A 24,473-nucleotide genomic window follows, 5' to 3' on the forward strand; every position below is an offset into this window, starting at 1 on the left:
CCTGGAGGAAGTCGCGCAATGTATCCTGTGTCCGCTCGCGGAACAGGCCGATCTGAATCGTCTTCAGATCATTGATGATCGGGTCGGTTTCGGCCCGGATCAGATTGTAGAAGTCCTGGGCAAAGGCCTTGTAGCCCCGCCGGCGTTGCCACCAGCCCTTCCACCAGCTGACCTGCAAGTCCAGCGCGATCGTCTGGCCAAGATTGATCGGCGGCGGAATATACGAGACAACCGGCGTCTCGATCTTGAAGCCCTCGACAGTGATCGAAAATGTCTGGCCGTAGAGGTCGGCAATCTTTGCAGCCGCTTCGTTGTTCACCTCGGCGGCAATGGCGTGCATCTTCTTCAGCACGACCTGATAGGAAGAACTCAGCAGCATCCGCAGACCAAGCGGGCTGTAATGCCAGGTCGCATCTTCGCCGTTGGCCTGAAGGTGCTCGATCAGGCTATTGGTCGCCCGCTCAAGGAACCGCTCATAGCTCTGGTCGATCCGGTTGGTGAAATCCTTGCAGGCCACGTCCGAGAGATGCGTGAGTTTCTCGATTGCGGCGGTCTCGACGCGCTTCAGCTCGACGTCGAGCTGTTGGGTCGTCATCGTCCGGTTCAACTGGCCGTCAGATTCCAGGATCCGGACCTGATCGACCACGTCAAGGCTCTGCGCCAGGTTCAACGCCTGACGCGCGGATTTCTGCAGCGCCTCATGCACCGGGCCTTCATACATCCGCTGACCCAGGGCATCCAGAAGCGCGGGCACGCCGGACGCATGCCAGACAAGCTGCTCGGCCGACCAGGTGTTCATCTTGTCGGCAAAGGCAGCCCGGGTCCAGTTGATGGCCGATTCGGTGCTGTCATCGGTCATCTCGTCGATCTTGCCTTCCAAGACCGCATTCGCCCAGTGGGCCGAGCCGTAGATGATGTCGATGTCCGGCGGGGCGTTGTTCTTTTCCAGCGTCTCCAGGATCGCGCGGTGAATCTCCGGCACCTGGTTTGCGGGGTCCGGCAACTCGTCGATCCGGTTGACGAAGATGATGATCTCGCGGGACTGGCGGTGCGCAATCAGGCGGATCAGCGCCATGTCCATCGTCGTCAGCGCCTGATGGGCGGACAGGACCACGATACAGGACCGGCTGTCACGCACGGCGTTGATCGTGATCTGCTCGCGCATCATGAAGGTGTCGTTCACGCCGGGCGTGTCGCGCACGCACAGCATGACCGGGAAATCCTCGCGCTCGATATAGAGGTCGGCCGACTTGGTGATATCGGTGAAGCGGCCCTGTTCGGCCCCGCCCGCCTCCTCGTCGCCGACGCAGACATAGCGACGCAGCAACGCGTCATCCACCGTACCGTAGCGATGCTCGGTTCCCAGAAGCATTTCGAACTTGCGGCCCAGACGCGCCTGCGCCTTCTCGCGCATCTGCACCACCTGCAGGCGCAGCTTCTCAAGCTCGTCATCCGCTCCGGCGCGGGCCGCCAGCTGGCCGATCCGCCCGCCGTTCGAGACCAGCTTTTCCCATTCGGCGTTGTCGAAGAACTTGAACTTCGCCTTCACGTTCAGCTCGGGCGAGGGCGTGTTGATGTGCAGCGAGGTGACGACCGAGGTCCAGGGGTTCACGTCGGTGGGCAGAAGCCCAGGCGCCCCGATCATCGCGTTCAGAAGCGAGGTCTTGCCCGCCTTGATTTGGCCGATCACCGTGACCGAGGGTTCGACCTCGCGGACCTGGCTCATGATCCGGGTGACTTTCTTCGCCGTGTCCGGATCGGCCATGGTGACGAAATCGCGCAGCACGTCCTCGAACTGGGTGATCGCATCGGCAATGCGCCCCAGCCCCGGGAAGTTGCGCTTCAGCGCGACATCCGGTTCCTGGACGGCCACGTCTTCCGGCGCGTCCTGGTGTTCTGCTACGGCACCCAGTCCCATGATCACCTCACACTTGCGGGATCGCTTCGTCCGATCGCTCGTCCGCGGTATCTAAGTCGAGCGGTCAAAGACACAAGCCCCCGCAATGATGTCATAAGTTTGGAAAGTGGTCCCAATTGGGCACATTCTTGACGATTCTACGCTCACAATGATGTCACACCACGCGCAATGTTTCCAATTCGCGTCGAAGTTGTAAGATCAACGTGAGGGCATCATCAGCGGGTGCATGGCCTCTTTCCAATTGCATCAACAGGATAAGGTCCATCACCTCGCCGAGGTCGCTGTTGATTCGGCGCAGCGGTTCGGATTGAGCTATTGCAACCACCGATTGTATAAGTTCACCGGTTTCCCTTGTGTGATCAAGGACCAGATCGACCGGTACCTTCGAGTCGGGGTCGATCTCGCGCTCCAGTGCTGCCGACCTTGAGAGAATCAGACTGATCGCCTCATCCACAAGCGCCTGCTCGCTGCCCGACACCGGCGCGGCGGGCACGGGTGCGGCGGCGGCGGGTTGGGCGCGGGCGGTGATCCGCGCGCGTTCCCGGCGCGGGGCGGGCGTTTCCGGCTCCACCCGCCGGTCGCGCATCATGATCGACCGGGGCGAAAACTCGTCCGCTGCGGGCCGGGCGGCCACCGGCTCGTAGGATTTCGAGCGTGTCACCGGCGTCGCACGCGGTATCGGATCGGTGCGTGGCGGCGGTTCTACTGGGATGCTTGCGCGGTCGACCGGCCGGGCACTGCGATCAGGCCGGGAAACCGCCGGTTCGGCCATGGGCGCCTCTGCCTCGGTTTCCACCGCCTCCGGTTCGGTCCAATCCTCCTCGGTCGTCGGATCGTCCGGTTCTTCCTCCAGTTCCTGCTCGCGCGCCTCGGCCGAGGCGGCAATCTCCTCCGGCGTCGCCCGCAGGGACGATAGGTCAGGCAGGGGCTCGCCGCCCGGTGCCGGGCGGCGACCGCCGAAAAGCTGCGGACGCGCGGTCCGGGCGGGTTCGGCTTCTGCGCGCGCCGGTCGCGGGGTGACAGCGCGCGGTCGCCGCTCACGCGGTTCGGCTTCGGGTTGGGGCTCCGGGTCAGGCTCGGGGGCTTCGGCATCCGGCGAGGCCATGTCCGGCGACGAGACCACATTGGCCACCGTGCGCGCCAGATCGTCGGCCTCCCCGGCAACCGGCTGGGCCTGGGTGCGCGGGCGCCGCGCAGGCTCGCTCGGTCGCGCGACGCGCGGAGGTTCCGGTTCCGGTTCCGGCGCAGCCTCTACCTCGGCCTTCGACTTCCAGGTTGATTTCAGCGGCACCATCGGCGCGGCCGCCGCATCGCCCTCGGTCGCCACGCGCTTGATCCGGTCGGCAAACCTCCGACGCGAGGCCGGCTCCGCTGCGGGTTCCGGCTCCGGGGTTTCAACCGGCGCAGGGGCTTCCGGTTCTGGGGGCGTCGCCGCTTCCGCGACGTCTTCGGTCGCTTCCTCCGCGACCTCTTCCGCTTCCGCCGCTTCGGGCTCCACCGCTCCTTCGGACTCCGCCTCCGCCTCCACCGTTTCGGGGGGCCTGCCATCCGCCGCGAGCGGCGTATCCCCTGCGGTGGCAACCTCGGCCTCCGGCTCCGGCGGCGGCGTCCAGGCCCTTGACACTTCGGCCTCTTCACCCGGCTCGGCAAAGCGGCGGGCGACCAGCTCGCTCGCCTCGACATGCCGCGCCAGCAGAAGCTCGGCGGTGTCCATGTCGGCCCGCCGCCCGGACTGGACGCGCGTCTTGATCGCCGCGATCACCGCCGAGGCTCCGCTGTCGCGGAACAGCTCACGGTTCACCGCGCCCCCCGTCGGCATTGCTGTCCGCGCCTGCTTGGCCGAGATCGACAGGATCTGACGGAACTCCTCGCCCGCGCGCAGCTCCACCCGGTCGTGCATCGCCACGGCCGACTCGCGGCTGCCCAGAAGATCGACCTTGGTCAGGAACATGAAGCTGTTGTCCTTGACCGAATCCGGCAGGCTTTCCCACACCGCCTGCTCCTTCGGCAGGTAGGAGGTCGAGCACCAGATCACGATATCCGCCCGCTTGCTGGCCCAGGTCGCGGCGCGCTTCTGCTCGGCTTCCATCGGCCCGGCAGAGACCTCCAGCAGGCTGATCACCTTCAGGGCGGGCAGGTCCATCTCCAACGTCACCAGCGCGGGGGCCAGCGGCAGGACCTCGGCAAGGTCATGGCCGGGCAGGATCCTGGTCGTGCCGTCGGTCAGGGTACAGACCATCCGCGACACGTCGCCGTGCTGGACGATGATCGTCGGCAGCCGCAGCGTCTCGGGTACGACGATGCTGCCCACCAACAGGTTCAGGATCGATGATTTGCCCGACCCCGGCAGGCCAAGCAAGGCAACCCGGGCCGGACGCTCCAGCCGTTCGATCAGACGTTCGGCGGCTTCCGCAGGGCCGCCGGCAGGCAAGAGTCCCCGGTCAAGTGCGCGGCCGAGCCGCTGGGCGACTGTCAGTTCTCCGTCCGGATCTGCCATGTCTTACTTTATGACGGTGACTCGCCTTGGCCGCAACCTTACTGCCGACAAATCCTCTACCGCTTGTGCAGGGTTGCTTTCTTGCACCGCCCTGACCGGCGGGCGCGGGGTCCGCGCGAGCGCCGGATCGGCGCCCGGAACCGCGACTGCCACCGGGGCCGGCTTCGCAATCGGCAGCACCACATGGTCGGGCGCCACCGTGGTCAGGCGGCGCGGCCGGGCCACCGCCATCGACGGACCACGCGGGCGCTCTCCTCTCGGGCGGACCGAGGCATCGTTGACCTTGATCACGGTGAAGCTGATATTGTCCTGGTCGGGATCGTCCAGCCGGGCGAGCTCGTCCAGCAGACGCTCGGCAATCTCGGTCGAGCGGGTCTTGCGGTATTTTGCCAGCACCTTCTCGATCTGGGCGTTGGTCAGGAACTGCAAGCCGTCGGAGGAGCAGACCACGATGTCACCCGCCAGCAGCTCGAAAGGTTTCGCCGGGCAGTCGATCTTCGGAATCCGCGTGCCCATCAGCACCGAGATCAGGCAGTTGCGATCCGGGTGATTGGCTGCGACCTGCGGGTCCATCAGGCCGGACTTCACCATGAAGTCGATCTGCGGCGCCATCGAATGATCTTCGTTCAGCTGGCTCAGCCTGCCATTGCGAAAGAGGAACAGCGGCGAGTCGCCGATCGAGATCCACCAAAGCCGGTTCTCCACCAGCGCGGGCACCACCAGCGTTGCCCCCATCCCGTCGGTTTCCGGGTGGCTGCGGGTGTGCTGGCGCAGGGTCTCGTTCGCCAGGTCCGCGACATTGCGCAAGATCTCCGGCGCCCGTGTCTCGAAAGCGACCACATCGGCGAAATGGAACTTCAGCTCGCTGAAAACCTCGGTCAGGACGATCTTCGAGGCGACGTCGCCTGCCGCATGTCCGCCCATCCCGTCGGCAAGCACCACGAATCCGGCCTCGGCCCCGACGGGGAAGTCGGCGGTGATCGCATCCTCCTGATAGTCGCGCGCGCCCTGGCTGATGCCCGAGGCGACGTCATAGCGCGGCTCACGCGATCGCCATATCATCCGCGTCTCCCTCGGAGTCCACCGCCGACCAATTGAAGTCGGCATTACACAACACTTTCAACACCAGGGTGGTCTCTCCGATCTGAATCTCATCGCCATCGCCCGCCACCGCTGTCGACAGGAGCGGCTTGCCGTTCAGCCGCACCAGGTTCGACTTGCCGCCATGGCCGACATGGAACTGGTGCGTCATCGGGTCATAGGCAATGGCGGCGTGGTTCTGCCGCGAGATCGCCATGTCGCCGAAGTCGAGCGCGATGGTCTGGTCCGAGCCGCGGCCGATCTGCGAAATGCCGCGCATCACCGGGAAGGCCGCGCCCCGCCCCGGGCCGGATTTGATCACCAGCCAGCCGGTGGGATACATCACCACCCCGGCCTTGTCGCCAGGCTCGATCGACTCGTCCATCCTGCCTTCGTCGAACAGAGGCACCACGGCTGCGGGCTGGGGCTCGAACCCGAGCACCCTGGTCTTGGTCCGGGTTGCGCGCCGCCGGGCGCCGGCATCGGCCGCAATCTCGCGGGCAGGGGTCGGCACCGGGGCCGGGGCCGATGCTTCCGGCTCCTCTTCCATCTCCCAGATGTTGACGACGGGCGCCGGGCCTTCCTTCGCCACCACCGCGCTGTTCTCGGTCCGGGTCAGCACCTCGGGCGCGCCATCGGACAGTTTCGGAAAGCGTCCGGCGGCGGGGCCATTGCCCCGGGCGACCGTCTCGATCGCCGCCTTGGTCGCCTCGATCTGTTCGGCCTCGCTGCCGTCGAACCGCGCCCCACGCGCCGGTTTCGCCTGCCGCCGAAAAAGCCAGTCGAAGAATTTCATCTGCCGCACTCCGTCCCGGGTCAGGCCCGGGTCCATCCATCTTCACCCGGATCGGGTTACCAGGACCTCAACAGGTCCGGCTCCGTTCCCCAGGGCCCAACGCACCCGCCACGCCACCGCACCCGAACCTGTCAGCCATCGACCGCAAGCACATTGTCTGGACAGGCACAGCCTTCGACGTACCGCCCTATTGACCGAGTGTGTTATTGGAAAACTTTGTCCAAAAAATGATCCTAATTCGGTCATTTCGCGGATCGCGAAAGATCAGGATACGCGGCTTACCACGAAGCCTGCAAGCTCAGAAAGAATTTCTCGAAGTGGATGCACGGGCAGGTTGTCAAGCGCCGCTCTGGCGCGGGCAACCCAGGCCAAGGCATCCTGACGGCAGGCAGATATTGTGTCATGCCGCTGGAGAATCACCATCGCCTGTGCCAGATCGCCGTCGCTCTGGGCGCCCTTCTCGATCACGCGCACCCAGAAGGCGCGCTCTTCCGGGCTCGCCTTGGCAACAGCCTTGATCAAAGGCAGCGTCAGTTTCCTTTCGCGAAAATCATCGCCGGTATTCTTGCCGATCACTGCGTCCGAACCGCCGTAATCCAGCATGTCGTCGACAATCTGGAAGGCAATTCCCAGCGCATCGCCATAATCGCGCAGCGCCTTGATTTCGCCTTCCTCCGCCCCCGCGATCACCCCACCCGACTCGGTCGCCGCCGCGAAAAGCGCGGCCGTCTTGCCGCGGATCACCTGAAGGTAGACCGCTTCATCCGTCGCCAGGTCCTGCGCGGCAGTCAGTTGCAGCACCTCGCCCTCGGCGATGGTGGCCGAGGCATTCGCCAGGATGTCCAGCACCCGCAGGCTTCCCGTCTCGACCATCAGCTGGAAACTGCGCGCGAACAGGTAATCCCCGACCAGCACCGAGGACTTGTTGTCCCACAGAAGGTTCGCCGTCGGTCGCCCGCGGCGGCGCTGGCTTTCGTCGACCACGTCGTCATGCAGCAGGGTCGCGGTGTGGATGAACTCCACCGTCGCCGCCAGCTTCACATGGTCCTCGCCCACATAGCCCAGCATCCGCGCCGCAGCGAGCGTCAAGAGGGGCCGCAACCGCTTGCCCCCGGCCTCGACCAGATGCGCGGTGACTTCCGGGATGCGCGGGGCATGTTCGCTGGCCATGCGCTGCCGGATCAGCCGGTTCACCGCCGCCATGTCATCGGCCAGCACAGAGGTCAACCTGTCCTGCGGCGTCGTGACCTTCTCCACCGCGCTCTCGCCCGCTCCGTCCATGCCGTTCATGCCGCCCTTGCCCCGCCTGCCGGGCGGGAGTAACCCGAATCCATGAAGGAGCTTCTGCGCACGACCGACCCCACCGTGATCGCCTTTGCCACCGTCCTTCTTGAGGGCGAGGGTATAGCGGCCTTTCCGCTGGACGTCCACATGAGCGTCCTCGATGGCAGCATCGGCATCCTGCCCCGGCGGCTGATGGTGGCCGACCAGGATCACTTCCGCGCCACCGCCATTATGCGCGACAACGATGTGCCGCTGGCCCCGTGATGTTCGCCGAGACCGAGCTGACCGACGACAAGTTCCTCTGCGGTCGCCTGCGTCTTCTGCAACCTCTCAAGGGCTATCGCGCTGCCACCGATCCGGTCCTGCTCGCGGCGGCTTGTCCGGCAAAGCCGGGAGACACTGTGCTGGACATTGGCTGCGGGGCAGGGGCGGCGGTGCTGTGTCTGGGGCATCGCGTGCCCGGCCTGGGCCTGGCGGGGCTGGAGCTGCAACCCGCCTATGCCGAGCTTGCCCGTCGCAACGCCGAACGGAACCGGATCGCAGTCGAGGTCGAGGAGGGCGACATTTCCCGGATGCCTTCGGCCCTTCGTCGCGATTTCGACCATGTCATCGCAAATCCCCCATATTATCATTCAGGCGGCAGCGCTTCCCCGGTGGCAGCGCGGTCGCGGGCGATGCAGGTTGAAACACCGCTTTCCGACTGGGTGGCCGCCGCCGCCCGTCGCCTGCGCCCCGGCGGCTGGATGACCCTGATCTGCGGATCGGACGGACTGCCGCAGGTGCTGGCCGCTCTCGCCCCGAAGCTCGGCTCCGCCGCCGTCCTGCCCTTGGCCGCGCGCGAAGGCCGACCCGCGCTGCGCGTCATCGTCCAGGCCCGCAAGGGCGGACGCGCCCCTTTCCGCCTGCTCGCCCCCTTCGTCATCCACCAGGGCCCGGCCCATGACGGCGACCGCGAAAGCTATACACTGCAGGCCAATGCCGTCCTGCGCGAAGGTGCCGACCTGCTGGCACTGCTCCGCTGAATTTGCCGGATCATTCTGTCACATGACCGTAACAGGTGATGACACGACTCGGGTTTCGTGCTGCACTCGGGGCGTGAACAACCGAGGAGGATGACCATGACGATCGCATCGCATCTGGCGGAACTGCGCAAGAAGCACGAGACTCTCTCGGAGATGGTTGAACTCGCTCAGCGCAGCCCCGGAACGGATGACCTGCAGATCGCCGATCTGAAAAAGCAGAAACTGCGCATCAAGGAGGAGATTGCCCGCCTGAGCACGAGCTAGGAAATCTGACGTTTTCCGGCGCTGGCCCGTGCGGCCAGCGCCGCACCCCCGGTGATCAGCACCGCGGCCAGGGCGATGGTCCAGGTCGGCTTGGCGATCCCGGCCAGAACCAGCGCCAGCGTCGACAATAGCGGCGCCGCATAGCTTGCGACGCCCAGAAGCTGGATGTCGCCGCGCTTCATCCCGATGTCCCAGGTGAAGAACGCCGCGCCGACTGGCCCGATCCCCAGCGCCAGCACCGCCGCCCAGCCCATCGGCCCTTCTGGCCAGACCGTTTCCTCCAGCGCCCGGTGGCTGACGGCCGACAGGACTGCCGTCGCCAGGCAATAGACCGTGACGCTTTCCGTCGGCACCGCGCCCAGCCGCCGTGACAGGATCGAATAGCCCGCCCAGGTCAGCGCGCAAAGGAAGGCCAGTGCCATCCCCAACGCGGAACCCGAGCCCTCTCCGCCCCGCCCCAGCACGATCACCGCCGCTCCGACAAAGGCGATCAGCGCGCCCGCCACATGCTGCGCCCGCAACCGTTCGCCCGGCAGCAGGCCCGACATCAGCACGATGAACAGCGGCCAGAGATAGGCGATCAGCCCGGTCTCTGCCGTGGGCGACAGCCGGAAGGCGGTGAAATACAGGAAGTGATAGCCGAAGAGGCCGATGGTCCCGAAGGCGTAGACCTTCCAGCTTACCCCGCGCAGCACCCCGAACCCCTGCCGCGCCGTCCAGATCAACCCGATCAGGCCTCCGATCCCGAAGCATATCGCGTTCAACAGCAAGGGTGGCACCGGCGCGCTGCCAATGGTGAACAGCGCCAGAAGCGACCACATCAGAACGGCCGAAAAGCCGATCAGCGTTGCCCGTCCTCTGGTCATTGACTGCCGGTCCGCCTTGCCTTGCAGCGGTCCTGCATCAGCACCCGTGCGGCATCCAGCCGAGTGCGATGATCCTGATGAAGGAAGCCGCGGCGAAAGGATCGCTGATAGGACATATGCAGGGGATTTGCATTGACCTCGCTGATCACGGGTCCGCGCAGGGTCATGGCAAAGTCCCAGCCGATCAGCGCATGGCCAGGAAACAGCCTGTGCGCCGCCCGACCGATCTCCACGATCTCGCTCCATTGCGGCAGCTGCTGGCCCACCAGGGGAAGGTCCGGCGTCACCAGGCTGTTGGTGATGTCCTTTCCCGTGAACAGGTCGCCAAGCCGGGCCATCGTGACCCGCCCTTCGGCATCCAGCGCGCATCCGATGTTCGGCTTGCCGTAGATGGCTGCATCGACCCAGGTTCCCGGGGCCGGGTGCCGCCACACGGCGTAAAGGACCTCGGGGCCGTCGGCCTCCCACAATGTCACCAACCGGACAGTGCCGATCCCCGGACCGATCAAAGCCTCGATTTCCGGAGGCTGGCGCAGCTGCTCCTGGATCAGCCAGCCGCGCGGAAACTGACGCGCGACCTCCTGCGCCAGGGCCGCCACCGGAACCGCGCGGCCGCCAATGTCCACCTCTCCGGGCCCGGCAGGGATCAACGGGACCGAACCCAGCGACATCGTCCCGTCCACCGGCTTGGCGAAGGCCGGAAGCTCTCCCGAGGACTCCAGCCAGGATGCCAACACCCCGGCGGTCCGCAAGGTCGGAGCCGATCCGAAGCAGGCGAACGCGGCATAGACCGCCTTGAGATCCGGAGCGGGAAAGCCGCTGGCCTTCAGGATAAGTCCTGTCAGATACTTGTCGGTCATCAGCAGCGTCTGATCGTCCGCTCCGACCGTGGTAAGCGATCTGTTCAGCCGCTGATTGGCCTTGGCGCCGACATAGGCGGCCCTCTCTTCCCTGTCACCAAGCCAGGCGCCCTGGACGAAATACTCGTCGATGGTCAGCTTCTGGTCTCCGGACAGCCTCCGGATGACATCCATCCCCACCTTGGCCGCAGATCGTCCTGTCAGACGCGAGGTGCGCACGACCGCAGCCGCCACATCGAATCGCGGCTTCGGTGTGCGAACGACAAGAATGGGGCGAGCATCGGACAATCGGGTCTTCCATCGGCCAGGAAGCGGCCGGCCAAGCTGTATCGTCCGACACTCACCCCTGACAAGGGATCAGACGAAGAACTGCCCTCCGTTCGCGCTGATGGTGGATCCGGTGATGAACCCGGCCTCGTCCGACGCCAGGAACGCGACGCAGCGCGCAATCTCCTGCGGCTCGCCAAGGCGACCTGCGGGAATCTGTGCGATGATCGACTCCCGGACCTTTTCAGGGACCGCCATCACCATTTCGGTGGCGATATAGCCGGGGCAGATGGCGTTCGCGGTGATCCCGGCGCGCGCGCCTTCCTGCGCCAGGCTTTTCACGATTCCGAGGTCGCCGGCCTTGGTTGCCGCATAGTTCACCTGCGCGAACTGGCCCTTCTGGCCATTGATCGAGGAGATTACGATCACACGGCCAAACTTGCGGTCGCGCATCCCGTTCCACACCGGATGCACGGTGTTGAACACGCCGGTCAGGTTGGTGTCGATGACCTGGTGCCACTGGTCGCGTGTCATCTTGTGGAACGGCGCGTCGCGGGTGATCCCGGCGTTGGCGACGACGATGTCGATCGGCCCCAGGTCCGCTTCGACCTGAGCAGCTCCGGCGGCACAGGCGTCATAATCCGTGACTGACCATTTGTAGGTCTTGATTCCCGTCTCCTTGGTGAAGGCCGCTGCCGCCTCGTCGTTGCCGGCATAGTTTGCCGCGACCTTGTAGCCTGCCGCCTTCAGCGCGACCGAGATCGCCGCGCCAATGCCGCGCGACCCGCCCGTGACCAATGCAACCCGTGCCATCGTGATTCTCCTCCTTAAGGTAGTTCAGCCTATCCCATTGAAATCCTGTTACCGAAATGAAATCGGGCGCGCAACATTATTGCGCGCCCGATTTGCAGATCGGTGTGGGGTGCGTGCTGGCACGCACCGATGGATCACCGCTCCAGGCACATGGCCACACCCATGCCCCCGCCGATGCAGAGCGTCGCCAGCCCCTTCTTCGCCCCACGGCGGCCCATCTCGAACAGAAGCGTGTTCAGGATGCGGGCACCCGAGGCACCGATCGGGTGGCCGATGGCGATGGCGCCGCCGTTCACGTTCACGACGGACGGATCCCAGCCCATGTCCTTGTTCACCGCGCAGGCCTGCGCCGCGAAGGCCTCGTTCGCTTCGACGAGGTCGAGGTCGCCGACCTTCCAGCCCGCTTTGGCAAGCGCCTTGCGGCTGGCATGGATCGGCCCGACGCCCATGATCGACGGGTCCAATCCCGCAGTCGCGTAGCTGGCGATCCGCGCCAGCGGGGTCAGCCCGCGCTTGGCGGCCTCTTCCTCGGTCATCAGCACCACCGCCGCCGCGCCATCGTTGATGCCGCTGGCATTCGCCGCCGTGACCGAACCGTCCTTGACGAAGGCCGGACGCAACTTGGTCATCGCCTCCATCGTCGCGCCGTGGCGGATGTATTCGTCGGCATCCACCACCGTGTCGCCCTTGCGGGTCTTCACCGTGAACGGAATGATCTCATCCTTGAACTTGCCGGCCTTTTGCGCGGCTTCGGCCTTGTTCTGGCTGGCCAGCGCGAATTCGTCCTGCATGTCGCGGCTGATCTGCCACTGGTTCGCGACGTTCTCAGCCGTCTGGCCCATGTGATAGCCGTTGAAGGCGTCCCAGAGCCCGTCCTTGATCATCGAATCGATGAAGTTCAGGTCGCCCATCTTCTGCCCGGCGCGCAGATGCGCGACATGCGGCGAGAGGCTCATGCTTTCCTGTCCGCCCGCGACGACGATCCGAGCGTCGCCCAGCTGCACATGCTGCGCGCCAAGAGCCACAGCCCGCAGACCGGAGCCGCAGACCTGGTTCAGCGACCAGGCGCTGCCCTCTTTCGGGAGCCCCGCCTTGATATGCGCCTGTCGTGCCGGGTTCTGACCCTGACCGGCGGTCAGAACCTGACCCAGGATCGTTTCCTCGACCTCTGCCTTGTCGATCCCTGCGCGGGCGACGACCGCCTCGATCACCGCCGCGCCCAGATCATGCGCCGGGGTATTGGCGAACGAGCCGTTGAAACTGCCCACGGCGGTGCGGCCCGCCGACACGATTACGACATTGGTCATGGTCTGATCCTCTCCCTGTGCGCCCATGCTGCAAGGCTGTGGCACGAAGGGCTCGCGCCGCATGTAGCAGCCCTAAGGGCATCTTGCTGCGAGTGCAAGAATGTTGGCGTCACGTGGACATTCCCGGGCTGACCTGTCGCACGAAGCGACCGTCCTTCGGTGGACGCAGGGCATCCTCCGACGGGGACACGCAGATTGCCACGCAGACGCCATCCACCGCCGCGGCGCGCCGATGCGGCCGGTTCAGCCCATGGCATTCGGTCTTCCGTGCCGGAAGGCCCGGAAATCAGGGGTCACGGTCGGCGGGCCGAAGAGGTAGCCCTGCAAGCAGCCGGCGCCCGCATCGCGAAACCAGTTCGCCTCTCCCTCGGTTTCGACCGCCTCGGCAACGACGTACATTCCCAGTTCCTGCGCCATGGCGATAGCGGCCCGGGCGACAGACTGAGCCTCGGGCTGCCGGTCCACATGTTTCACCAGGCTGCCGTCGATCTTGGCAATCTCGAACCCCAGATCCTTCAGCAGACGAAGCGAGGTCATCCCGGCGCCGAAATCGTCCAGTGCAAAGACGATCCCGTGTTCGCGCATGTCGGCCATGAAGGGCTTCAGCACATCGGGCACCTGAAGCGCCGAGGCCTCGTTGATCTCCAGGATCAGATTCGCCCCCAGCTTCGGCGAGTCCTGCAAGGCGCGACGCAGGATGTCGATCCAGGGGCGATAGCCGACCGAGCGCGCCGACATATTTACCGAGACCCGGATCTGCGGGTTGCGCTGCATCGCCATCAGCCCCAGCTGCAAGGCCGCGCAGTCGATCTCGCGCCCCAGCTGCCGCTCTTCCACCGCGGCGACGAAATCCCGCGCCGGGATCACCTGGTCACGCAGGTTCAGAAGCCGGATAAAGCCCTCGAAGAAACCGATCACCGAGGGGTCCGCAGCATAGACGACCGGCTGGAACGCCAGCCGCATCCGCCGGTCCTGCAAGGCCGAGGCGACCATCGCCAGCGTCTCGCGGTCCTGCACCGAGATCGCCGCCGCCAGCGGGCTGGCCAGCGCCGGGTCACGGTCGAACTTCGACGACTTCGGTTCCTTCAGATAGCCCATGCGAAACCCCCGGTCGGCGCAGTTGACTGTCGACAGCCTAGACCGGCAAGGGTAAACGGAAGGTCAACATTCGCATTTTGTTCCCCCCTCTGCCCCACAGGTCCCGTCATGGAAAATGCCGACAATTCGATGCGTTGCCCCTGGTGCGGCACCGATCCCTTGTACACCGCCTATCACGACGACGAATGGGGCCGCCCCGAACGCGACCCGCGACGCCTGTTCGAGCTGCTTGCCCTCGAAAGCTTCCAGGCTGGCCTCGCCTGGATCACCATCCTGCGCAAGCGCGAGCGGTTCCGCGCCGCCTTCCACGGCTTCGACCCCGCCGTGATCGCCAGCTGGGGCGAGCCCGAGATCGAGCGCCTCCTGCAAGATCCCGGCATCGTCCGCCACCGCGGCAAGATCGCGGGCACGATCCGCGGCGCGCAGGCCTTCCTGCGGATCGAGGCGCGCGAAGGCTTCTCGCCCTTCCTCTGGTCCTTCGCCCCGCCGCCCGCCCCGCGCCCGCAGACCCTCGCCGACGTCCCGGCGCAGACCCCGCAGTCGCAGGCCATGTCGAAGGCCCTGAAACGCGAGGGCTTCAATTTCGTCGGCCCCACCATCACCTATGCCTTCATGCAGGCCTCCGGCATGGTCAACGACCATCTCGCCGCCTGCCGCTGGGGCTGACCCCTTGGCCTTTCGCTTGCGCCCGGCCATATAGGGGCAAACATCCGACAGGAGTCCGCCATGCTGGGACTGGGCGAAACGCCGCAAGCCACCGCCGATCTGATCAAGGACGTGACCGAGGCCAGCTTCATGGCCGATGTCATCGAGACCAGCCGCGAGGTGCCGGTCATCGTCGACTTCTGGGCCACCTGGTGCGGCCCCTGCAAGACGCTCGGCCCGATGCTCGAATCCGCCGTCACCGCCGCGGGCGGCAAGGTCCGCATGGCCAAGGTCGATGTCGACAAGAACCAGCGTATCGCCGCGCAACTGCGCATCCAGTCGATTCCCACCGTCTACGCCTTCTGGCAGGGCCAGCCGGTCGACGGCTTCCAGGGCGCCGTGCCTGCCTCGGAACTGAAGGCCTTCGTCGAGCGCGTCTCGGCGCTGGCCGGGGACGGGGGCCTCGCCGAGGCGATCCAGGCCGCCGAGGACATGCTGACCGAAGGCGCGGCCAGCGATGCCGCCGAAACCTTCGCCGCGATCCTTGAGGAGGAGCCCGAGAACGCCGCCGCCTATGGCGGCCTCGTCCGCGCGCAACTGGCGCTGGCGAACCTCGACCAGGCCGAAAGCCTGATCGCCGCTGCCCCTGCGGCCATCGCGAAGTCCAAGGACCTCGACGCCGTCCGCGCCCAGCTCGAACTCGCGAAGCAGGCCGCCAATGCCGGGCCGGAAGCTGAACTCCGCGCCGCCGTTCAGGCGAACCCCGGCGACCACCAGGCCCGCTTCGACCTCGCCGCTGCGCTCCTCGCTGCCGGGAACCCGAAGGAAGCCGTCGACGAACTCCTCGAACTCTTCCGCCGCGACCGCGAATGGAACGACGGCGCCGCCAAGACCCAGCTCTTCACCATCTTCGAGGCGTTGAAACCGCAGGACCCGATCGTCCTCGCCGGTCGCCGCCGCCTCTCGTCGATGATATTTGCCTGATCCCTGACGCGGGCTACCCTCATGCCCATGATCACCGCCGCCGACCTGCCGGAGATCCTTCCGGTCTTCCCCCTGCCGGGTGCGCTCGTGCTGCCCCGGGCGCGACTGCCCCTGCATATCTTCGAGCCGCGCTATCTGGCGATGGTCGAGGATTGCCTGAAGACCAGCCACCGCCTGATCGGCATGATCCAGCCGCGCGAAACCCCCGCCGGCGAAAAACGCCTGCAAGCCATCGGCTGCGCCGGGCGGCTGACCGGGTTTTCGGAAACCGAGGACGGACGCTACATGGTCACCCTCTCCGGCATCTCGCGCTACCGCGTGCGCGAAGAGGTGCAGGGCTTCACCCCCTACCGCCGCTGCCTGGTGGACTGGGCCCCCTTCGCCCGCGACCTCGGCCCCGCCGAGGAGGACCCTGGCTTCCGGCGGCAGGAGTTCATGGCGCTTTTGGGCCGCTACTTCACCCGGCTGAACCTCTCGACCGACTGGAAGGGCCTGAAAGACGCCGAGACCGAGCTTCTGGTCAACTCGCTCTCCATGCTCTGCCCCTTCTCGCCCGAGGACAAGCAGGCGCTCCTGGAGGCGCCCACGCTGGAAACCCGGCGCGAGACCCTTGTCACCCTCATCGAATTCGCGCTCCGCGGCAGCGGGGAAGAGGAGATCCTGCAATGAGCGACCCCGCCGACCGCCGGATGCTGGAAGCCCTGGTCTGCCCGGTGACCCATGCCGTCCTGACCTATGATGCGGAACGACAGGAGCTGATCTCGAAAGCGGCCCATCTGGCCTTCCCGATCCGCGACGGCATCCCGGTCATGCTGGTCAGCGAAGCGCGCGAACTGGAGTAGGTCGGGATTCACCCCGACTCCCCTCTCGAACACCTCGAACACCGTTCCCATCCCGCGCGCCCTCCCCCTCGCAGCGGGGATAGGATCGCCCGGCACAGTCGCAAACGCTTGCCCTCTTTCCGATTCCCGGCTTTCCTTTGCGCACTCACCCGAACGGAGCCACCCATGACCGAGGAAATCGTCACAGGCCGCGAGGTCACCATCCGCTTCGACGGCCACCGCTGCATCCATTCCCGCATGTGCGTCCTCGGCCACCCCGAGGTTTTCGTGCCGAACGTCAAGGGGGACTGGATCCACCCCGACGCCGCCAGCGCCGAGGTGGTGATGCATGTGGCGCTCGCCTGCCCGTCGGGCGCTATTCGGGTCTCGCACAATGACGGCTCGGCAAGTTCCGATACCCCGCCGGTAGTGAATACCCTGCGCGTTCGCGAGAATGGCCCGCTTGCCATCGAGGCCGAGCTTCTGCTGCGGGGCGAACCGCAGGCAACTCCCCGGGCCACGCTGTGCCGCTGCGGCCAGTCGCAGAACAAGCCCTTCTGCGATGGCGCGCATGTGGCGGCGGGTTTCCAGGCGACGGGCGAGCCGGTGGCGAAAGAGTTCGCGGCGCTGGAGGTCCGCTCCGGCCCGCTCGATCTTCAGCCGCAACCGAACGGACCGCTGCTGGTGACGGGTAATCTGGAAATCGTCTCGGGCACCGGTCGGACGGTGAACAAGGTCACGCGCAGCTGGCTTTGCCGCTGCGGCGAGTCGAAGAACAAGCCCTACTGCGATGGCAGCCACAAGGCGGCGGGCTTCGCGGCGGACTGAACCGCGCCTCCTCGTGCGACTTCGTCTTCTCGTCGGAAGAGGAAGGCGCCCCGACATGGCTTTCATACTGGCCCAAATATCCCCGCCGGAGGCACGACATGCCGCCGTGACTGGTTCAGGCCGCATGTTGCGCCCGGCCCGCCCCGAGCCCTCGACTCGCCTTTCATCTTTGCCCAAATATCCCCGCCGGAGGCCTTCGCGAGGAGGGACGAAGTCACCGACGAGCAGCCCTCGGGCAAAGGTTTCCAAATCCTTAATGCCAACGATCATGTCTTTGAAAAATATGATGAATACCGGGTCCGTCCACCGTGGGCCGATCAGGCCGCCAGCTCCCCGGCCCCCACCGCATACAAGCCCGCCACCCCTTCCCGGACCTGTGCCAGCAGCGCCCCATGCTCGGGCAACAGCCGCCGGATCATCACCCTTGCCAGGGCCTCCCGCCCCGGATCGGCCTGCATCGCCTTCAGATGGGCATCAGCCCCCAGAACCCGCGCAAAGGCCCGCAAGTAGGGCACCGCCCCGGCGAAACGATCGTTCAGGGCCATCGCGACCAGCGCCTCGGTCGCCTCGCGCAGCGCCTCGGCCGCAGACCAGACCTCGCCCGCGAGATCGGGATGCCCCTCGCGCGCTGCCTCGGCCCCGCGCTGGACCTCGTCGATCAGCCGGAACGCCGCCTCGCCCCCGTCCGCCATCTTGCGACCGACCAGATCCATCGCCTGGATGCCATTGGTCCCCTCGTAGATCGGCAGGATGCGGGCATCGCGCAGGAACTGCGCCGCGCCGGTTTCCTCGATGAACCCCATGCCGCCGTGGACCTGCACCCCCAGGCTCGCCACCTCGCAGGCGGTGTCGGTGCCGTAGGCCTTGGCGATGGGGGTCAGCAGCGCCGCGCGGGCCTGCCAGTCGGGGCTGCCGGTGGCCGTGGTCATGTCGATGGCGATAGCGCAGGACAGCGCGATGGAACGGGCGGCGAAGACCTCGGCCCGCATGGCCGCCAGCATCCGGCGGACATCGGCGTGGTCGACGATCGCCCCGCCGCCATCGACCGGCGTCGCCCCCTGCTTGCGGTCCATCGCATAGGCGAGCGCGTGCTGGAGGGCGGCCTCGGCCACCCCCACGCCCTGCGCGGCAACCGAGAGGCGGGCGTTGTTCATCATCGTGAACATGGCCGCCATGCCCTTGTGCGGCGCGCCCACCAGCCAGCCCGTCGCGCCGTCGAACTCCATCACGCAGGTCGGGCTGCCGTGGATGCCCAGCTTGTGCTCCAGGCTGACCACCCGCAGGGAATTGCGGTCCCCCAGCCGACCCTCCGCATCGGGAATGAATTTCGGCACCATGAAGAGGCTGATCCCCTTCGTCCCCTCACCCCCGTCGGGCAGCCGGGCGAGGACCAGGTGGCAGACGTTGGCCGTGATGTCGCTGTCGCCCCAGGTGATGAAGATCTTCTGCCCGGTGATCGCATAGCTCCCGTCGCCATTCGGCACCGCCTTCGTCCGCAAGGCCCCCACGTCGGAACCCGCCTGCGGCTCTGTCAGGTTCATCGTGCCCGACCATTCGCCGGAGGTGAGCTTCGGCAGGTAGAGCGCCTTGATTTCGTCGCTGGCATGATGCTCCAACGCCTCGATCTGACCCTTGGAAAGAAGCGGCTTCAGCTGCAACGCCAAGCAGGCCCCCGACATCATGTCGTCGACCCCCAGCGCCAATGAGATCGGCAGCCCCATCCCGCCATGCGCCGGACTGGCGGCCATGCCGACCCAGCCGCCCTCGGCAATCGCCCGGTAGCCCTCGGCGAAACCGGGGGAGGAGACGACGGCGCCATTCTCCAGCCGTGCGGGGTGCTGGTCGGCGGTCTTGTTCAGCGGCGCGAGAATGTCGGTCGACAGGCGTCCGGCCTCGGTCAGGATCGCCTCGGCCAGGTCGGGGGTGGCCTCGGCGAAGCGGGGCGTGGCGGCGACCTCGGCGAAGCCCACCACATGATCCAGGATGAAGCGGATATCCTTGACCGGGGCGCGGTAGGGCATGGGTGGTTCCTTCCGAAGTCTGCTTGGCAAATGCGGGGGGCTGCCGTATGGACGCCCAGGCGAACGCTACCGTTTTCGCGTTTTCCTTCAAGCCGGACGCTGCGTCAGAGCACCATGACCGCCACCCTTTCCCCTGATGCCGAAGGGATCGCCGAGGCCGCGCGTCTGCTGGTGGCGGGCGAACTCGTCGCCTTTCCGACCGAGACGGTCTACGGCCTCGGCGGCGATGCGCGGTCTGATCCAGCCGTTGCTGGGATCTACGAGGCCAAGGGGCGGCCAAGCTTCAACCCGCTGATCGTCCACCTGCCCGATCTGGCGGCGGTGGAAAGGATCGCTGAGGTCGGCCCCAAGGCGCTGGTACTGGCGCAGGCCTTCTGGCCGGGGCCGCTGACGCTGGTGCTGCCCCTGCGCGAGGGCGCGGGGATTTCGCCGCTGGTCACGGCGGGGCTGGAAACGGTGGCCGTTCGCGTCCCGGCGCATCCTCTGGCGCAGCGGCTGCTTCGCGCCTTTGGTGGGCCGCTCGCCGCGCCCTCGGCCAACCCATCGGGCCGGGTGTCGCCAACCCGGGCGAAGCATGCGCTTGAGGGCCTGTCGGGCCGGATCGCGGCGGTGCTGGACGGTGGCGCCTGTGCGGTGGGTCTGGAATCGACCATCGTGCTGGCCGACCCCGAGCCGGTGCTCCTGCGGCCCGGCGGGGTGCCGGTCGAAGCGCTGGAGGCGGTGCTGGGCGAAGCGGTGGGAACGGGTGGCGACGCGGACAAGCCGACCTCTCCAGGGCAGCTCGTCTCGCATTACGCGCCCGAGGCCCTGCTGCGGCTGAACGCGGCCGAGGCCCGTGCAGGGGAGGTTCTGGTGGGGTTCGGGGCGGTGAAGGGCGCGCTTACCCTGTCCGAGACCGGCGATCTGATCGAGGCGGCGGCGCGGCTGTTCCAGACCCTGCGTGAGGCCGACCGGATGGCGGGTCCCCGCGGGCGGATCGCCTTTGCCCCGGTGCCCGAGAAAGGTCTGGGCCGCGCGATCAACGACAGGTTGCAGAGGGCAGCGGCTCCGCGCACCTGAAACTCTGGCCGGGTCGCCTGTTGGTTTGGTGCGGCCCAGGCCTGAATTGTGGCTTTTTGATGAAATTTCCCCGTTCTGCCTTCCTGAAACCTGTGCGATAGTTTTGGCGGGCCAGAGAGCCCAAGCAATCGGAAAGCTTGCCGATCAAGGCAGGGCAGACAAAGGGAACCGTGAGATGCTTAACGAATTCAAGGCCTTCATTGCAAAGGGCAATGTGCTCGACCTCGCCGTGGGTATCATCATCGGCGCGGCCTTCACCGCAATCGTAACCTCGCTGGTCGATGACCTGATCCAGCCGCTGATCGGCATGATCATCGGCGGCATCGATTTCTCGTCCTGGGGCTTCTCGATCGGCGACGCCAAGTTCGCCATCGGCAACTTCATCACCGCGGTCATCAAGTTCCTGATCGTGGCCTGGGTCGTCTTCCTGATCGTGAAAGCGGTCAACCGGATGATGCCGAAGAAGGAAGAGGCTCCCGCCGCCCCGGCTGGCCCCTCGGACAATGATCTGCTGAAGGACATTCTCGCCGAGCTGAAGAAGAAGTAAGCCTCCGGAAATGCGAGGAAAGGCCCGCAGGCTGCGGGCCTTTTCCATTTCAGGCCACGGCAAGCGGATCGCGCGGACGCAGATACCAGTACCACAACCGATAGGCCCAGAGCGCGATGAGCGGGCCGAAGTGGACGGCCGCGGGGGGCCAACTGCCCCAGTCGTGCAGGGCGGCCCAGTGGATCAGCACCAGCACTGCGGCGGGATAGGCCAGCCGTTGCAGGGTCTTCCAGCCGCTGTGCAGCCAGCGTTGCGCGGCGTTGTTCGAGGTAACGGCCAGCGGAACGAAGAGAACCATGGCGAGCCAGCCGGTCCAGATATCGGTCTGCGGCAAGGCCTCGATCACGCGGTCCAGCGTGCCGCGGTCGATGACGTAGACGAGGGTGTGAAGGGCGGCATAGACGAAGGCCGCGACCTCGATGTCGCGACGGTGGTGCATCAGCCAGCGCGGCCAGTGGCGGCCCTTGAACAGAAGCATCAGGCCCGAGGCCATCATGCCGATGATCATGAAGCGCGCGGCCCATTCGCCGCTGGGGTGCAGAAGGCGGTGGAAGGCTCGGTCGTCATCGCCCAGAAGCGGGCCGATCATGGTCAGGGCGGGCAAGGAAAGGACGACCCAAAGCGCAAGGGTCGAAGGCTTGTAGCCGGGAAATTTCATGGGGCACCTGTTGTCTGGTGCCCCATATACGCCGCAGCGCGGCGTTTCCGTCGTTTCAGATCTTCAGGGCTTCCGCTGCCGAAATGACCGGCAGCCCCAGCGCCACGCCGACGGCTTCATAGGTCAGCTTGCCCGCATGGACGTTCAGCCCGGCCAGAAGGTGCTTGTCATCGGCACAGGCCTTCTTCCAGCCCTTGTTCGCAAGCGCCAGCATGAAGGGCATCGTCGCATTGCCAAGCGCCTGGGTCGAGGTGCGGGCCACGGCGCCCGGCATGTTTGCCACGCAGTAATGCATGATCCCGTCGACTTCGTAGATCGGGTCCTGATGCGTGGTGGCGCGCGAGGTCTCGAAGCAGCCGCCCTGGTCGATGGCGACGTCGACCAGCGCCGCACCCGGCTTCAGTTCTTTCAGCTGCGCGCGGCTGATCAGCTTCGGGGCCGCAGCGCCGGGGATCAGCACCGCGCCGATGATCAGGTCGGCCTCGCGGGCGAGCGCGATGGTGTTCCCGGCGCTGGCATAGGCGTTCTTGAACTGGCCGCCGAACACGTCGTCCAGATAGCGCAGCCGGTTGATGGAACGGTCAAGCACGGTGACATCCGCGCCCATCCCGGCGGCAACCTTGGCAGCATGGGTCCCGACGACGCCGCCGCCGATCACCAGCACCTTGGCAGGCGACACGCCCGGCACGCCGCCCAGCAGGACACCGCGACCGCCATTGGCCTTCTGCAAGGTCCAGGCGCCGACCTGCGGCGCAAGACGACCCGCGACTTCGGACATCGGTGCCAGCAGCGGCAACCCGCCCCGGTCATCGGTCACGGTTTCATAGGCGATGCAGGTCGCACCCGAGGCGAGCAGGTCCCTGGTCTGCTCCGGGTCGGGGGCGAGGTGCAGATAGGTGAACAGCACCTGGCCGGGGCGCAGGCGCTTGCGTTCGACGGCCTGGGGTTCCTTGACCTTGACGATCATGTCGGCCTTGGCGAAGACCTCTTCCGCCGTGTCGACGATTTTGGCCCCGGCGGCGACATAGTCGGCATCCGCGAAGCCAGCGCCAAGCCCGGCCTTGGTCTCGATGATCACCTCATGGCCGTTGTTGACGGCTTCGCGTGCGGCGTCCGGGGTCATCCCCACGCGGAATTCCTGCGGCTTGATTTCTTTCGGGCATCCGATTTTCATGTGTCTCTCCCTTGGGCGCTCAGGCCCCTGTGGGCGCAATCCTGATCCGATTTGTTGAAGATGCTTTGAATTCTCGTTGGCCGGGGCAGCATTCTTGCGTAGGTTCTTTCGGGAAAGTCTCACTTGACCGCAGAATCTTCCATGACCCTCGACCTTGACTCCACCGACCGCCGCATCCTGACCGTCTTGCAGAAGAACGGTCGGATCACCAATGCCGAGCTGTCGGAGGTGGTGAACCTGTCTCCCTCTGCCTGCCACCGCCGGGTGCAGCGGCTGGAGGAGGAGGGGTATATCGCCGGCTATGTCGCCCTGCTGGACGCCCGGCGGATGGGGCGGATGACCACGGTCTTCGTCGAGATCACCCTGCAAAGCCAGGCGGAGGATCTGCTCGACGCCTTCGAGCGCGAGGTGGCCAAGGTGCCGGACCTTCTCGAATGTCACCTGATGGCGGGGACGGCGGACTATCTGCTGAAGCTGATGGCCGAGGATACCGAGGACTTCGCCCGCATCCACCGCCAGTTCCTGTCGCGCCTGCCGGGGGTCCGGCAGATGCAGTCCAGCTTCGCGCTGCGGACGGTGGTGAAGACGACGGCTCTGGCGGTCTAGGCGGCTTGCAGATATCCCAGCACCGCGCGACGGGTGCGGTCGGTCAACGCGGCGCGGTCCGCCTCATGCGCCTCGCTGGCCGCGTCGATCATCCCGCGCAGGATGGCCAGCACATCCTGCGCCGTGGTCTCCGGGCGCGAGATCTTCAGTTGGTTCAGGCGTGCGGCAATCAGGACGGTGATGCGGGTGGAGAACTCGGCAGCCTCGGGATCCGGCGGCAGCTGACTGCGGGCGAGGTTCAGCGTGCGCGACAGCGAGGGCCGGGCAAGGTAATGCGCGACCGTTGCCTCGATCAGCTCGTCAACCAGATGCGTAAGGCTCTGGGCAGCGTCCGAGCTGACGATGCGTTCCACGGCCTCCAGCAAATTCGCACGCTCGGCCCGGATCAGCGCAGCCAGAAGCGCGGCCTTGCCGGGGAAGTACTGGTACAGCGACCCGATCGACACCCCGGCCCGCGCCGCAACCGCATTCGTGGTCAGCGCGTCCAGCCCGCGACCCGAGCAGAGGTCGGCGGCAGCGGCAAGAATCCCGTCCACCTTTGCGCGGGAGCGATCCTGGCGGGGCTGTTTGCGAAGCTCGATCATGGCGTCCAAGAGGTTCGATCCAATGCCCAAGGCTTAGGGCCGCCGACCGCGGGCGAGAACTGGAAAATATGGCAAAAAATGGAAATAGATTGTTGATGCCCGCCCAAGTTGAAACACGGTGCCGCCACAAAGTTGCCATACAATCCGCAGTTGTCGGCGGCTCTCTGTCGGCCAATGAAAAACCCCCGGCCAGGGGCGCGGGGGTTGATCGGGCGGGAATCGCTTCCCCAGAGTCGCTGGACGTCTTAGAGACCGCCTTCGCGCTGAAGCTTCTTCCGGGCAAGTTTCCTTGCACGGCGGACCGCTTCGGCCTGTTCGCGTGCCTTCTTGACCGAGGGCTTCTCGAAATGCTGCTTGAGCTTCATTTCCCGAAACACCCCTTCACGCTGAAGTTTCTTCTTCAGAGCACGGAGAGCCTGTTCGACGTTGTTGTCGCGGACGCTGACCTGCATGTGGTTGTCACCACCTTCCTAA

Annotated in this window: 26 protein-coding genes; 11 read left to right on the forward strand and 15 right to left on the reverse strand. The window is 66.0% G+C overall.

Annotation, left to right across the window (positions count from 1 at the left end; genetic code table 11):
* From JNJ68_RS01035 to JNJ68_RS01055, 5 genes are all read right to left on the reverse strand, one after another.
* A partial coding sequence (locus JNJ68_RS01035) for a dynamin family protein (protein ID WP_294977894.1) occupies positions 1-1,918 on the reverse strand: 1,918 nt, incomplete at its 3' end.
* Positions 1,919-2,072: 154 nt separating this feature from the next.
* Positions 2,073-4,415, reverse strand: a complete 2,343-nt coding sequence (locus JNJ68_RS01040) for a hypothetical protein (RefSeq protein WP_294977896.1) — start codon at positions 4,413-4,415, stop codon at positions 2,073-2,075.
* 3 nt (positions 4,416-4,418) lie between these two features.
* Positions 4,419-5,477 (reverse strand): protein phosphatase 2C domain-containing protein, encoded by a 1,059-nt coding sequence (locus JNJ68_RS01045; protein ID WP_294977899.1) that lies wholly within the window; start codon positions 5,475-5,477, stop codon positions 4,419-4,421.
* Positions 5,458-6,291, reverse strand: coding sequence for an FHA domain-containing protein (locus JNJ68_RS01050; RefSeq protein WP_294977902.1), 834 nt, complete (start codon positions 6,289-6,291; stop codon positions 5,458-5,460). The genes JNJ68_RS01045 and JNJ68_RS01050 overlap by 20 nt, the downstream gene beginning before the upstream one ends.
* A 264-nt stretch (positions 6,292-6,555) precedes the next feature.
* Positions 6,556-7,581 carry a polyprenyl synthetase family protein gene (locus JNJ68_RS01055; protein ID WP_294977904.1) on the reverse strand — a complete coding sequence of 342 codons (1,026 nt, stop codon included), beginning with the start codon at positions 7,579-7,581 and terminating at the stop codon, positions 6,556-6,558.
* 42 nt (positions 7,582-7,623) lie between these two features.
* Between JNJ68_RS01055 and JNJ68_RS01060 the strand changes: the two genes are divergently transcribed.
* From JNJ68_RS01060 to JNJ68_RS01070, 3 genes are all read left to right on the forward strand, one after another.
* Complete coding sequence (locus tag JNJ68_RS01060) at positions 7,624-7,839, forward strand: DUF2007 domain-containing protein (protein WP_294977907.1); 216 nt, start codon at positions 7,624-7,626, stop codon at positions 7,837-7,839.
* Positions 7,839-8,597, forward strand: a complete 759-nt coding sequence (locus JNJ68_RS01065) for a methyltransferase (RefSeq protein WP_294977910.1) — start codon at positions 7,839-7,841, stop codon at positions 8,595-8,597. The genes JNJ68_RS01060 and JNJ68_RS01065 overlap by 1 nt, the downstream gene beginning before the upstream one ends.
* A 96-nt stretch (positions 8,598-8,693) precedes the next feature.
* Positions 8,694-8,861: a DUF465 domain-containing protein gene (locus JNJ68_RS01070; RefSeq protein ID WP_294977912.1), complete on the forward strand. Its 168-nt coding sequence runs from the start codon at positions 8,694-8,696 to the stop codon at positions 8,859-8,861.
* Here the strand turns inward: JNJ68_RS01070 and JNJ68_RS01075 are convergent.
* The 5 genes from JNJ68_RS01075 to JNJ68_RS01095 all read right to left on the reverse strand — a co-directional run bounded on the left by JNJ68_RS01075 (position 8,858) and on the right by JNJ68_RS01095 (position 14,072).
* Entirely contained in the window at positions 8,858-9,727 is an 870-nt protein-coding gene (locus JNJ68_RS01075; RefSeq protein WP_294977915.1) for an EamA family transporter, read from the reverse strand. The two genes, JNJ68_RS01070 and JNJ68_RS01075, sit on opposite strands and share 4 nt — an antisense overlap.
* Positions 9,724-10,761: a sugar-transfer associated ATP-grasp domain-containing protein gene (locus JNJ68_RS01080; protein WP_294977918.1), complete on the reverse strand. Its 1,038-nt coding sequence runs from the start codon at positions 10,759-10,761 to the stop codon at positions 9,724-9,726. Before JNJ68_RS01080 ends, JNJ68_RS01075 begins: the two co-directional genes overlap by 4 nt.
* Positions 10,762-10,944: 183 nt before the next feature.
* Positions 10,945-11,667, reverse strand: coding sequence for an acetoacetyl-CoA reductase (gene phbB, locus JNJ68_RS01085; RefSeq protein WP_294977921.1), 723 nt, complete (start codon positions 11,665-11,667; stop codon positions 10,945-10,947).
* Between the two features lie 134 nt (positions 11,668-11,801).
* On the reverse strand, positions 11,802-12,974 hold the full coding sequence (locus JNJ68_RS01090) for an acetyl-CoA C-acetyltransferase (protein ID WP_294977924.1): 1,173 nt from the start codon (positions 12,972-12,974) through the stop codon (positions 11,802-11,804).
* 243 nt (positions 12,975-13,217) lie between these two features.
* Positions 13,218-14,072: an EAL domain-containing protein gene (locus JNJ68_RS01095; RefSeq protein WP_294977926.1), complete on the reverse strand. Its 855-nt coding sequence runs from the start codon at positions 14,070-14,072 to the stop codon at positions 13,218-13,220.
* A 129-nt stretch (positions 14,073-14,201) separates the two neighbouring features.
* On the opposite strand from JNJ68_RS01095, the gene JNJ68_RS01100 reads away from it, so the two are divergent.
* The 5 genes from JNJ68_RS01100 (at position 14,202) to JNJ68_RS01120 (ending at position 17,350) form a co-directional block, all read left to right on the forward strand.
* Positions 14,202-14,738 carry a DNA-3-methyladenine glycosylase I gene (locus JNJ68_RS01100; protein WP_294977928.1) on the forward strand — a complete coding sequence of 179 codons (537 nt, stop codon included), beginning with the start codon at positions 14,202-14,204 and terminating at the stop codon, positions 14,736-14,738.
* A 60-nt stretch (positions 14,739-14,798) separates the two neighbouring features.
* On the forward strand, positions 14,799-15,701 hold the full coding sequence (gene trxA, locus JNJ68_RS01105; RefSeq protein WP_294977931.1) for a thioredoxin: 903 nt from the start codon (positions 14,799-14,801) through the stop codon (positions 15,699-15,701).
* A 27-nt stretch (positions 15,702-15,728) separates the two neighbouring features.
* Complete coding sequence (locus JNJ68_RS01110; RefSeq protein ID WP_294977954.1) at positions 15,729-16,370, forward strand: LON peptidase substrate-binding domain-containing protein; 642 nt, start codon at positions 15,729-15,731, stop codon at positions 16,368-16,370.
* Complete coding sequence (locus JNJ68_RS01115) at positions 16,367-16,543, forward strand: Trm112 family protein (protein WP_294977933.1); 177 nt, start codon at positions 16,367-16,369, stop codon at positions 16,541-16,543. The genes JNJ68_RS01110 and JNJ68_RS01115 overlap by 4 nt, the downstream gene beginning before the upstream one ends.
* Positions 16,544-16,708: 165 nt before the next feature.
* Positions 16,709-17,350 carry a CDGSH iron-sulfur domain-containing protein gene (locus JNJ68_RS01120; protein ID WP_294977935.1) on the forward strand — a complete coding sequence of 214 codons (642 nt, stop codon included), beginning with the start codon at positions 16,709-16,711 and terminating at the stop codon, positions 17,348-17,350.
* A 317-nt stretch (positions 17,351-17,667) separates the two neighbouring features.
* Here the strand turns inward: JNJ68_RS01120 and JNJ68_RS01125 are convergent, their stop codons facing one another.
* Positions 17,668-19,371 carry an acyl-CoA dehydrogenase gene (locus JNJ68_RS01125; protein WP_294977937.1) on the reverse strand — a complete coding sequence of 568 codons (1,704 nt, stop codon included), beginning with the start codon at positions 19,369-19,371 and terminating at the stop codon, positions 17,668-17,670.
* Positions 19,372-19,485: 114 nt separating this feature from the next.
* Between JNJ68_RS01125 and JNJ68_RS01130 the strand changes: the two genes are divergently transcribed.
* Both JNJ68_RS01130 and mscL read left to right on the forward strand, forming a co-directional pair.
* On the forward strand, positions 19,486-20,430 hold the full coding sequence (locus JNJ68_RS01130) for an L-threonylcarbamoyladenylate synthase (RefSeq protein ID WP_294977940.1): 945 nt from the start codon (positions 19,486-19,488) through the stop codon (positions 20,428-20,430).
* Positions 20,431-20,605: 175 nt separating this feature from the next.
* Positions 20,606-20,977 carry a large conductance mechanosensitive channel protein MscL gene (mscL, locus tag JNJ68_RS01135; protein ID WP_294977942.1) on the forward strand — a complete coding sequence of 124 codons (372 nt, stop codon included), beginning with the start codon at positions 20,606-20,608 and terminating at the stop codon, positions 20,975-20,977.
* 49 nt (positions 20,978-21,026) lie between these two features.
* Here mscL and JNJ68_RS01140 read toward each other — a convergent pair whose 3' ends face one another.
* Together JNJ68_RS01140 and ald are read right to left on the reverse strand one after the other, a co-directional pair.
* A complete protein-coding gene (locus tag JNJ68_RS01140; RefSeq protein ID WP_294977944.1) occupies positions 21,027-21,635 on the reverse strand; it encodes a ferric reductase-like transmembrane domain-containing protein in 609 nt (202 codons plus the stop codon).
* Between the two features lie 55 nt (positions 21,636-21,690).
* Complete coding sequence (ald, locus tag JNJ68_RS01145; protein ID WP_294977946.1) at positions 21,691-22,809, reverse strand: alanine dehydrogenase; 1,119 nt, start codon at positions 22,807-22,809, stop codon at positions 21,691-21,693.
* A 141-nt stretch (positions 22,810-22,950) separates the two neighbouring features.
* Between ald and JNJ68_RS01150 the strand changes: the two genes are divergently transcribed.
* Entirely contained in the window at positions 22,951-23,415 is a 465-nt protein-coding gene (locus JNJ68_RS01150; protein WP_294977949.1) for an Lrp/AsnC family transcriptional regulator, read from the forward strand.
* Here JNJ68_RS01150 and JNJ68_RS01155 read toward each other — a convergent pair.
* Positions 23,412-23,999, reverse strand: a complete 588-nt coding sequence (locus JNJ68_RS01155) for a TetR/AcrR family transcriptional regulator (RefSeq protein WP_294977951.1) — start codon at positions 23,997-23,999, stop codon at positions 23,412-23,414. The two genes, JNJ68_RS01150 and JNJ68_RS01155, sit on opposite strands and share 4 nt — an antisense overlap.
* A gap of 245 nt (positions 24,000-24,244) precedes the next feature.
* Positions 24,245-24,451: a 30S ribosomal protein S21 gene (gene rpsU / locus JNJ68_RS01160; protein WP_008027119.1), complete on the reverse strand. Its 207-nt coding sequence runs from the start codon at positions 24,449-24,451 to the stop codon at positions 24,245-24,247.
* Positions 24,452-24,473 lie beyond the last annotated feature (22 nt).

Origin of the sequence: Tabrizicola sp. (assembly GCF_016793705.1) — a bacterium.
Classification (GTDB): domain Bacteria; phylum Pseudomonadota; class Alphaproteobacteria; order Rhodobacterales; family Rhodobacteraceae; genus Tabrizicola.